At 39.8% G+C, this 11,537-nt stretch carries 8 protein-coding genes; 7 read left to right on the top strand and 1 reads right to left on the bottom strand.

Features of this window, described 5'->3' with window-relative positions:
* Positions 1-51 precede the first annotated feature (51 nt).
* From AC5NT5_RS12540 to AC5NT5_RS12515, 6 genes are all read left to right on the top strand, one after another.
* Complete coding sequence (locus AC5NT5_RS12540; RefSeq protein WP_494514003.1) at positions 52-888, top strand: abortive infection family protein; 837 nt, start codon at positions 52-54, stop codon at positions 886-888.
* 81 nt (positions 889-969) lie between these two features.
* A complete protein-coding gene (locus AC5NT5_RS12535; RefSeq protein ID WP_494514004.1) occupies positions 970-1,236 on the top strand; it encodes a hypothetical protein in 267 nt (88 codons plus the stop codon).
* A 14-nt stretch (positions 1,237-1,250) separates the two neighbouring features.
* Positions 1,251-2,006: a hypothetical protein gene (locus AC5NT5_RS12530; protein ID WP_182673765.1), complete on the top strand. Its 756-nt coding sequence runs from the start codon at positions 1,251-1,253 to the stop codon at positions 2,004-2,006.
* A gap of 209 nt (positions 2,007-2,215) precedes the next feature.
* On the top strand, positions 2,216-5,314 hold the full coding sequence (locus AC5NT5_RS12525; protein WP_494514005.1) for an FG-GAP repeat domain-containing protein: 3,099 nt from the start codon (positions 2,216-2,218) through the stop codon (positions 5,312-5,314).
* 414 nt (positions 5,315-5,728) lie between these two features.
* Positions 5,729-6,226, top strand: a complete 498-nt coding sequence (locus AC5NT5_RS12520) for a (2Fe-2S)-binding protein (protein WP_494514006.1) — start codon at positions 5,729-5,731, stop codon at positions 6,224-6,226.
* Complete coding sequence (locus tag AC5NT5_RS12515) at positions 6,223-8,484, top strand: xanthine dehydrogenase family protein molybdopterin-binding subunit (protein ID WP_309168481.1); 2,262 nt, start codon at positions 6,223-6,225, stop codon at positions 8,482-8,484. The genes AC5NT5_RS12520 and AC5NT5_RS12515 overlap by 4 nt, the downstream gene beginning before the upstream one ends.
* Positions 8,485-8,547: 63 nt before the next feature.
* On the opposite strand, the gene AC5NT5_RS12510 is transcribed toward AC5NT5_RS12515, so the two are convergent.
* On the bottom strand, positions 8,548-8,745 hold the full coding sequence (locus AC5NT5_RS12510) for a CsbD family protein (RefSeq protein ID WP_008132353.1): 198 nt from the start codon (positions 8,743-8,745) through the stop codon (positions 8,548-8,550).
* A gap of 278 nt (positions 8,746-9,023) precedes the next feature.
* Here AC5NT5_RS12510 and hrpB point away from each other — a divergent pair, with 278 nt between their 5' ends.
* A complete protein-coding gene (gene hrpB / locus AC5NT5_RS12505; protein WP_494514007.1) occupies positions 9,024-11,450 on the top strand; it encodes an ATP-dependent helicase HrpB in 2,427 nt (808 codons plus the stop codon).
* The last annotated feature ends 87 nt before the right edge of the window (positions 11,451-11,537 follow it).

Here is an 11,537-nt window from a genome sequence, read left to right as displayed (position 1 = left end):
CTGTAGTAGAGCAGTTAACATAATCAGATAGTTAAAAGGACTTTTAAATTTATGAATAAGCAAATACCAGCACCTCTTATATCAATTCTAGCTGATGCAATCTCTTCTCTGGAGACTCACGCTACGTTAGATTCTCTTTTTCTGTACTCTAACGCCCCAGGCGAACCTCCCGAAGGCTCTAAATCTTCTAAAGCACAGACGTGGCTAAGAAGAATAAATAATGAATCAGATTGCCCTATATCAGTAGTTGGTAAATTAATTGAAAACTACATGGAAAATCCTGAATTTCAAACTGAATTTAATGAAATAATGTTTCGAAAAGTTGAGAATGCAGCTTATAAATATGTACAAAAGATAAGGCAGTGCCTTTCTAACTACAATTTTGAATATAGAATGGGCGGTTTCATTTTTGATGGTGCAAGTGCTCCCTCGCAATCGCTATCAGCGTTAATAAAAAATAGAGATTTACCTGCAATTAATGCTGAGTTTGATCGAGCAATGGATAATATAACAAGTGATCCTCGAGAAGCTGTACTAGCTGCGTGCAATATATTAGAAGCTATTTGTAAAACATTTATAGAAGATGAAGGTTTAACAATGCCTGCTAAAAAAGATTTGCAGGGCGTTTGGAAAGTAATTAAGGATGAGCTAGGTTTTGATATTAGCCTTGTTCAAGATAAAGATTTAATACAAATATTAAGTGGACTGTTCTCAACAGTTAGCGGTATTGGTGCACTGCGCACAGATGCTAGTGCTGCCCATGCTGAAGGTCGAACTAGGTATAATATTAAGCCTAGGCACGCTAGACTTGCTGTTCATTCTGCTCATACGGCTAGCATTTTCATAATTGAAAGTTGGGATGAGAAAAAGTGTAATTCTAATATGTGACCTGACTTTTCATAATAATTTTATCTGCTAGGTTTTGATAATCCCTAGCGTTGAAAGACAACATAAGTCAAAGGACGTTGAATGTCTGAATCCCAAACCCCCTTAGTTAACTTACGGCAAGAAATTCAAGACGGTTATATTTCTTTAGGCACAAAAAAATTAATAAAAGACGTACTTAAAGAGCTCAATATATATCACCCAGATTCATGGGATAAAAAATTTTGTGAAGATATGTTATCAAATACAAAGCAATTATCTTGTAAGCAAAAAGATCAGCTTATTAGGATACTAGATGATATTTTAATGAAAACTGAGCGTCCAAGTTTTACGCCAAAGTTTGAGCTTTGATTAAAGGACTATAAATGAAGTTTTTAAACCACGTAGCGGTGTTCCTATCACTACTTTTCACATCTAACACATTTGCGCTTGAGCAAAAGTATCACGAGTTCGTTTTACCTGTTATTGCTGCTTTTAAAGCGCATGATAAAACTGCGATTGCAGCACTTATTCGCTACCCGCTAAAACGACGATATCCCATACCTGACATTAAAAATGAAGCCGAGTTTATTAACCGCTTTGATGAAGTATTTAATGATGAGCTAGCGGCAGTTATTGCCAGTTCAAACATTAAAACTGATTGGGAGAAAGTAGGTTGGCGCGGCATTATGCTAAATAACGGCGTTATGTGGGTTGATACTGACGGTAAAATTATTGCTGTAAATACACAAAATACTAAAGAGCAGACACTTGCTAAAAGCTTAATCGAACAAGGTAAGCAATCCTTGCACGCAAGTATTAATACCTTTGAAAAACCAGTACTCGATTGGAAAACGGCTAACTACCATATTCGTGTTGATGATTTAGGTGATAGAAATTACCGTTATGCGGTGTGGAGTAGTGATAAAAGGCCAAAGGACAAGCCTGATATGGTTTTATCTAACGGCGATGTAACGGTTAGTGGCACTGGCGGTAATCACCATTATACGTTTAAAAATGGACGTTATAGTTACATACTAAATGTAACCATTATTGGCTGTGATACATCACCACCAGGTTGGCTTGAAGTTTATAAAGACGATGAGAAATTGTTGTCTGAAGATGTTATAAGCACTCATTAATCGATTTTAATTAGTAAGTATGCGGCTAAGTGTTTTAGAAAAGTAGCTTAGCTGCAAGCTAAATATTATTGCGTTATTTCTTCTATGTCTTTGTAAAACTTTGTTAATCGCCTCTTTATTTCCGGTTTTTACTCTATATAATGCCGTGTTAATGGAACGTTACAGTTGTAGTGGCGTTATTAAATAAAGAAATACAAAGGATTATGGAATTGATTAAACTATCTTGCCTTACGTTGCTCATGATGAGCGCGTATTCAGTGAATGCCAATACTCATGCACAACCTATAAAAAACACTCAAAAAAATACTTACGGTGATGCTGTTTTAATTAACGATCAAAAAATAAATTTTGATAAAGCTCATTTTGAAAGTTTATCTAAAAAGCCTCAACTCACGCCAATTATAAAAAATAATAGCCTTACTCAAGCGGCCTCAGACGAGCAAAGCATAGAGCTTAATAGCGTATTTCGTGAATTTTCATTAGGTAACTCAACAGGTCGCAAAGGCATGTACATTGCACCTTTGTCGGGTGTGGGTAGCAAGCACATTATATCCGCCCAAGAGAGCAATTTTAATATTATAGAGTATGTAAAAGGTGCGTATAAAGTAACAGCTCGCTACGACTTTGATGACTATATTGAAGATACCACACTAATTAAAGATACAGTGGCAGATACATATTACTTATATGTTTTAGATAATAACGCAGTACATAAAGTTAATTTAGTCACCCAAGAGATAGAGCTAAGCAAAGAATTTTATTACCCAAGAGCAGCAGATAAGTTTGATATAAACAGCGATGGCCAAGATGAGCTTTTTGTTTATCAAAGTAGTAAGCTTTTTGTTCTTAACTCGCTCGATTTATCTGAAATTGCGGTACTTGAAAACGTACCACAAAATTTTGTGACAGGCTCGTTTACTGAGGCCAATGCAAAAGAAGTTTTATTTAGTGATGGTGCGGTTTATAGGTTTGAAAATTCAGAACTTGTACTGCATAAACAACTTAGTGTAAGTGTTAATGGCGAGCATTTAATTACTGTTGATATTAATAACGACGGCTTAGATGAAGTGATTAATGGGCAAAGTTGGTACAGCATAGAAATGCTTAGCCCAAGCACTGAAAGCATTTTATGGACAGCCCAAAGCGACTTAGATATTGATAAAGTAATAGTTGCAGACATCGATAATGATGGTACCGATGATTTAGTTTACGGCGATGGTCAGTGGGGGAGCTTATACGCGCTTTCACTCACAACAGGTGTTGAGTTTTGGAGTATTAATAATCCAGAGCATGGTGTGTCGGGCATTGTTGTAGATGACCTTAACGGCGATGGCAAACAAAATATTGCTTGGGGCTCAGGTTATTCTTCATCAGGTGAAGATGGTTTTTATATTCACAACACGGATGATAAAGCCCAACAGTGGGCTAAAGGCATTAAGTACTACTCAAATAAAGCGTTAGCACTTGCTGATATTAATAATAACGGAAACTTAGATATACTTTATTCCGAGCGTGACAGTAACGCTTTGCACATAGTAGATACACAAACTAATGAAAAAATACTTACAAATATAAGCATTAATAACGATTGGGATAATAACAATTTAGTCACTACTGCTCAGCTGTTTGATGATGGTAAGAATTATATTATTACTGGCAGCTCTGCTATATACAATGCGAATGTACAGGTGTTTTCACCTGAAACGGGTGAAGAGCTATTTCAAACATATCTTGGCGGCGGAGACTACATTAGTACTTTAACAACGTTAGATATTAATAATGATGGCAAGTTAGAAATAATAGTAGGTAATGGCGCTGAGCATACAGGAAGTGAAGGTACCTTTTTTAAAGTATTAAATGGGCAAACTGGAGAGTTATTAAAAACATCGCCTCGCTTAGGATTTTATTGGGGCGGCATGAGTTCAATAGTAACTGGAAGCTTTCTTAATAACGAAAATATAGATGTGGTTAGTCTCGTTAGTGATTACCTCATTAGTTATGACTACTCTGAAAACACTATTTCTAAAGTTGCTTTAGTGCAAAGCTTTAACGGTTTGGTTAACACTGTTATTAATGGAGAAGAAACTTTAGTTGCCTCTACCTATAATGGCTCACTTTATAAAGTGGCTTTAAATGGGCAGACAACATTAATTAGTGAAGTGTGCCAAAACACTTTAAATAATATTGTGTCTGTAAGAGCTGGGTTTGTGCAGTATTCTTGTTCTGATCAGTTTGGTGAATATAACCTAGATAGCAATGTGGTTTCATACACTGTTAAGCGTAATAATAATGACAGTTGGTTAGCAACTTCTACGTATAATAATGTTGATTATACCTTGTTGGCAGGTCAGTCATTGGAGGTGTTTTCTAATCAAGTTGCAGAGCTTTTAGCTAAGCCTGAAGCTGTAAGCTACTCTGATCATGTTTTAAAAAGCATACAAATAGATTTACCTGTATCAGATGATATTGATTATGTAGTTTTAAATAAGAGACCAACTCTGGGTAGGGTCGAGTTTACCGACAGACAGGCGGGTCTATTAACTTATATACCATCGGGCGCTGTAGGCATTGACGAGCTTAGTTACTACACAGTAAAAGATCGTTCACGTTCAGCGTTATCAAGCTTAACGTTAGAGCTAAAAAATACAGCACCTACAGCAAATAATATGACACTGCAAACTCATTGGAATACACCGCTTAACTTTAATTTAGAAGGTGTGGATGAAGACGCAGAGCCATTAGTATTTCAAATTAAAAATTCGCCTGCTCATGGGCAAATTCAGTTAATGGACTCTGCTTTAGGTAGCGTGACCTTTTCACCAAGTGGTGACTCGGTTGAGCCAGTATCAGTTAGCTTTACAGTGAAAGATTCTTTAGTTGAGTCAGAGCTTCATAATGTTGTTATTGAACTTACAAATACAGCCCCACAAGCTCAAAATGTAACATATAACACCTCTTATAAGAGTGAAGTGAATGGTCGCTTTTCAGCATTAGATAGCGACAACGATACACTTGAATTTGAAGTGGTAACCGAGCCAAACTCAGGAACTTTAACATTTGAGCCTGATACTGGATTGTTTAAACTAACTCCTACGAGCGAATCCGATCATATAGTAACGTTTAGCTATGTAGCTAAAGATAAATTTGATAGTTCTGCAGTTCAAACTGTGACTATAAACGTTGAAGGTAAGCAAGCTGCTACGGTAGCGACTCCTTCATCTGATTCAGGCTCTAGCTCAGGTGGCAGTATTTATTACTTACTTATGCTGCTATCAGTGGTTTTATTTGGTAGACGCCATTTTAATTAATAGTTAAAAGCTTATTTACACTATCTAAAACCGCCAAATGGCGGTTTTTTATTTATTAATAATCTTTTTAAACTTTTATTTAGGGCTGTTTATCTTTCGAGGTTTAACATGCAATGCCCTAAGGGTTCTGCTTAGGGGCAATTTACGCTTTGGTGTTTACAAACCTCCCGTCGTGATTAAATCTCCCCTAGGTTGAGTGAGTTTCAATCTAAAAGGTCAGCAGGGCCTAGTCATAATACTAATAATCAGACTTTAATAATTTCAATGTGGTTTAAACGTTCTAATAATTAGTGTTTTTATAAAACAGATCTAAGTGGTAGGCTAAAAGTAGTAAGTATAAAATAGTAAGTAATTAAAAATAGTTCTCGCGCAACAAGGAACCCTCCTGTAAAGCGCTTTGCCAAGGAGTTTAGTATGATCACGCTTACCATTAATGGTAATAAACATGAGTTTTCTGGCGATCCGTCAACGCCAGTATTATGGTATCTCCGAGATGAATTGAATTTAACTGGGCCTAAATTTGGCTGTGGTATGGCACAGTGCGGTGCGTGTACCGTGCATATTGATGGGGTAGCTCAGCGCTCGTGTGTATTCCCTGTAGCGGCAGCAGCAGGGCGTTCAATTACGACAATTGAAGGGTTAAGCGAGCAGGGCGACCATCCAGTACAACAAGCATGGGTTGAGCATAAAGTACCGCAGTGTGGTTTTTGCCAGTGCGGCCAAATGATGCAAGCTGCAAGCTTATTAGCTGCAAACCCAACCCCTACCGATGATGAAATAGTAAGTAATATGTCGGGAAATATTTGCCGTTGTGGTACATACCCGCGCATTCATAAAGCAATTAAATCAGCTGCTAAAACAATGGCGAGTGTTCAGTATTTTGACCCAAATGAACAAGGGGAAGAAGTATGAACCAAGATAACAAATACTTTGATTTAAACCGCCGTAAGTTTTTAAAAACCAGTGCAATAGGTGCGTTGGTACTCGGTACTTATTTTGTAGGCAGTGCACCAAGAGCATTCGCGGGAGTGTTAGAGCAGCCATCTGAGCAAGCAAAACGCGCAAACTTATTTATTGCACTGCGCCCAGACGGCATGGTTGAAATAACCTGCCATCGCTCTGAAATGGGTCAGCAAATTCGCACCGCGATTGCACAAATAGTTGCCGATGAAATGGAAGCCGCGTGGGATAAGGTTATTGTTATTCAGGGTAAGGGCGACCCTAAATATGGCGATCAAAATACCGATGGCTCGCGCAGTATTCGCTACAACATGAAGCGCCTGCGTGAAATGGGCGCAAGTGTGCGTTACATGATGCAGCACGCTGCCGCTAAGTATTGGAAAGTTGACCCGCAGACCTGTACAGCCAATCAACACGTTGTTACACACAGCTCAGGTAAATCGCTTACTTATAAAGATTTAATCGACTTAGCGCTTACAATAACGCCACCAGAAGCTGACAAACTAACACTTAAAACACGCAAAGAATGGCGCTACATTAATACTGGCATGGCGCACATAGATTTAGCCGATTTAGTAACAGGTAAAGCAATATTTGCAGCCGATGTACGCGAACCACAAGCGCTAGTGGCTATAATTGAACGCCCGCCGGTAGTAGGCGGTGTTGTTAAGTCGTTTGATGCCAGTGCTACAAAAGCGATAAACGGCGTTGTAGATGTTATTGAAATACCTGCACCAAAAGGCGCGCCGCAGTTTCAGCCAAAAGGCGGTATTGCAATTATAGCTAAAAACACATGGGCTGCATGGCAAGGGCGTAAAGCATTAAAAGTCGTGTGGGATGATGGCAAAAATGGCGATTACAATTCAGAAGAATTTAAAAAGTCATTACTAAAAACAGTACAAACTCCACAGGCAAACATACGTGATAAAGGCGATGCCATGGGCGTGTTGGCTAAATCGAGCAATAAACTCGTAGCTGATTATTACGCGCCGCATCTTGCTCAAGCACCAATGGAGCCGCCGTGTGCAACAGCTATGTACAACAAAGATAGTGTTGATATATGGGCTGCTACGCAAAATCCACAAGCCGATATGAAAACAGTGGCTGCAATGCTTGGCATGGATGAGAGCAAAATTAATGTTCACGTTACCATGTTAGGAGGCGGTTTTGGGCGTAAGTCAAAACCTGACTTTTCAGCAGAAGCAGCTTACCTTTCAATGAAAGTAGGCAAGCCTATTCGTGTGCAATGGACGCGTGAAGACGACATACAACATGGTTTTTACCATGCGGTTTCGGCTCAGCACATTGAAGCATCGCTAGATAAAAATGGCGCAATAGAATCGTATTTACACCGCACCGCGTTTTCACCAATTACCTCTACCTTTTCAGAAGGGGCGACTACGCCAGGGAGCTTTGAACTGCGCTTAGGGTTTACCGATAACCCAATTAACACACCTAACATGAAGTTAGAAAACGGTGATGCCCCTGCCAAAGCACGAATTGGTTGGATGCGTTCTGTATCAAATATTTTTCATGCCTTTGCTATTCAGTCATTTATTGGCGAAGCAGCGCACAAAGCCGGTCGCGACCAGAAAGACTATTTACTAGACACCATAGGTCCGAGTCGCATTGTTGATGTAACTGAGCAAAATGCCACATACGATAATTACGGTGGCGATAAAGAGGTTTACCCTTTAGATATTGGCAGACTGCGCCATGTTATTGAAAAAGTAGCTGACATGAGTAAATGGGGGCGAGAACTTCCTAAAGGGCGAGGTTTAGGCATAGCAGCACACAGAAGCTTTTTAACTTACGTAGCTACGGTAGTTGAAGTAGAAGTGTCGGATGCTGGCGATTTAAACGTAATTAAATCGTGGGTTGCCATTGATGCGGGTACGGTTGTAAACACCGACACCGTTAAAAACCAAACCCAAGGTGGCTCTATTTATGGGATTACAACTGCAATCAGCGATGGTATTACCTTTGATAAAGGCCGCGTGCAGCAAAGTAACTTTCATGATTATCGCGTACCGCGTATGAGCGACTCACCTCTTGAAGTTGACGTTGAAATAGTACCAAGTGATGCACCACCAGCAGGGGTAGGCGAGCCATCTACACCAGTTTATGCGCCAGCATTATGTAATGCTATTTTTGCCGCGTGCGGAAAGCGTATTAGGCAGTTACCAATAGGTGACCAGCTAAAAGCGTAGCTAAATAACCTACAGCTTAAACAAAAAAACCGCCAAAATGGCGGTTTTTTTAGAAGTTAGCGATTAGTGAGTTTTTTCAAACTCATCAACTTCACGCTCTGCTTCTTCTTTAGATTTACCATACTGCTGCTGGATTTTACCCACAAGCTCTGTACGGCTACCTTCAATTTTGTCTAAATCGTCGTTGGTAAGATCGCCCCATTTTTGTTGAGCCTTACCTTTAAGTTCGTTCCAATTACCTTTCATACGATCGCTGTTCATAAGTTTCTCCTTACTTAGATTTAATTAACGTTCAGTATAAAAGGAGCAAGGCGTGTACCAACAAGTTAAATATTTATTTTATATTAATAATCAGTGTTTTATGTTTTTGTTGAGGCAGTAATGATTAATGTTGTGAGCACATCCTTAAAAAATGTACAGAGCGGTCTGTAATTATTTCTGATTATGTAACCCTTAATTAAATCCTTTATAACCACAGCTTGAGCGTTTATTTTTGGTTTTTGTTACAATGCACACAAAGCAATTTAGGGTAAATAGCTGTGCTGCCGGTTCAAGACATATATCAACAACTCGTTACTACATTACAAAGTAATCCTATTACGTTATTACAAGCACCGCCTGGTGCGGGTAAATCTACGTGGTTGCCGCTACAGCTTATGCGTGACGGACATTTTAAACGTATTGTAATGCTAGAGCCTCGCCGTTTAGCTGCACGTAATATTGCAAGTTACTTAGCAAAGTGCCAAAACGAGAGTGTTGGGCAAAGTGTGGGCTTGCGGATTAGGGGCGAGAGTAAAGTAAGCGCTAATACGCGCCTCGAAATAGTCACCGAAGGCATGTTAACGCGCATGTTGCAAAACGACCCCGAATTAAGCGATATTGATTTACTGATATTTGATGAATTTCATGAGCGTTCAATTGCAGCCGATACCTCACTTGCCTTTGCGCTCGAGACCCAAAGTGCACTGCGTGAAGATTTAACTATTATGCTTATGTCGGCAACGCTAGATACAGAGCGCTATACAGCCTTTTTTGACTGCCCTGTAATTCAATCAAGCGGTCGCAGCTATCCAATAGATGAAGTATACATACCCATAAAAGATGAAAGTCGCTGGCTTGATGCAATTCCTAACATAATAAAACAAGCACTTAATGAGCAAACAGGCAGCGCATTGGTATTTTTACCCGGGCAATTTGAAATACTACGCGTGCAACAAGCACTGAGCGATTTACCCAGTAACTGCCAAGTTGCAACACTATTTGGCGAGCAAGATAAAGCCAATCAGCAAACTGCTATTGCTCCTGCACCAAACGGCATGCGCAAAGTAGTGCTTACCACCAATGTAGCCGAAACCAGTTTAACTATTGAAGGCATACGCATTGTAATTGACAGCGGCAAGCGCCGTGCAGCGACCTTTAATTTAAAAACAGGGGTTACAGAGCTCACAACACAAAGCATATCGCGCTCGTCTGCTGTGCAGCGTGCAGGGCGTGCAGGACGAATAGAGCCGGGCATTGTTTATCGAATTGGCTCAAAGCAAACCTTCGAGCGACGTAATAGCCATGACAATCCCGAAATACTCACATCAGACATAAGCCAACTTATGCTTGAGGCAAAGCAGTGGGGAGCCAGTATTGATGAGCTAACCTTGCTCGATAAGCCCACTGAGCAGCAATGCGGGCAAGCAAGTAATCTGCTTAACATGCTAGAAGCTATTGATAGCAAAGGTAAGCTCACACCGCTTGGCAGTAAAATGTTAGGTTTTGGTGCTGATATTCGTTTGGCGCATATGCTATTAAAAGCACAAATACTTGATGACCAACTCCCTGGTATTTTTAGGCTCGCTATTTATTTAGTGGCATTACTTGAGAGCCGTGTAAATAGTGCAAACGAGTTGAGTTTAGCGCTGCATAGCCAGCAGCAACGTCCGCATCCGGTATTTAAACAACAGTTAAAATATTGGCAAAGCCGCTTAAAAGTAAAAGACGAAAACAGCGAATTAAATACGCATTATATTAGTTTGCTAGTGGCATTGGCATACCCCGATCGCATCGCTAAAAAACGCGGTAATGGTTATTTACTTGCCAATGGTGCTGGTGCTGAGTTAAATGTCGATTACTGGCACAACGACGATTACTTAGCTATAGCAACCATGGGCGGGCACAAAGGTGGGCGTATATTTGCAGCCACCGCACTTAACCCATTTGAGTTACAAGAATTTTTACCGCATTTATTTAGTAAACTTACTCGTTGTGAGTTTGATGAAAAATCAGCGCGCTTTATTCATCAAGATGAAGTGAAACTCGGGGCTATAACGCTCAGCAGCCAGCCTAGTAAACAAAAACTAGATAAGAGCGAGCGTGCTAAAGCGTGGCTTAGCTTATTTACTAAACACGGTTTTGCTTTATTTAACGAGCAACCTGATGCGCAACAATTGCTGATACGTATGAGCCTAGCAAGTAATTTAATGCCCGATAAATTCCCGCAAATAAACGAGCAACAACTTATTCAAAATGCAGCGCAGTGGCTAGGCGTGTTTTTAGAAGATATTAAAACGCTCACGCAGCTTAAAAAGTTTAACTACTTTGAAGCATTACAAAACTGTTTTGATTGGCAACAACAAGCAGCTTTAAAAGCACTGTTACCACTGCGCTTAACGGTGCCAAGTGGCTCAAATATAAAAATAGAATACCAGCTTGATGGCCCCGCAAAGCTAAGCGTGCGTATGCAAGAAGTTTACGGCTTGACCAGTACGCCTATGCTTGCCAACGGTAAATTGCCATTGCTTATGGAGCTGCTATCGCCAGGTAAACGTTCATTGCAACTTACTCAAGATTTAGCCCACTTTTGGGATAGCAGTTACCGCGATGTGCAAAAGGAAATGAAAGGCCGCTACCCTAAACATTTTTGGCCAGACGACCCAGCCAACAGCGTTGCAACAAATAGAGTAAAGAGCAAAATGTAGGTGTTAATTTTCTTAAAACTGATTTTGTTTGATTATTGAACTTACTAAGGTAATGTACCTATAAAATATTTTTAACTACAGGGAATA

The sequence above is a fragment of the Pseudoalteromonas sp. J2K-J599 genome (assembly GCF_059295115.2).
Note: the sequence above shows the minus strand (reverse complement) of the source record. Positions and strands in the feature narration are given on the sequence as shown.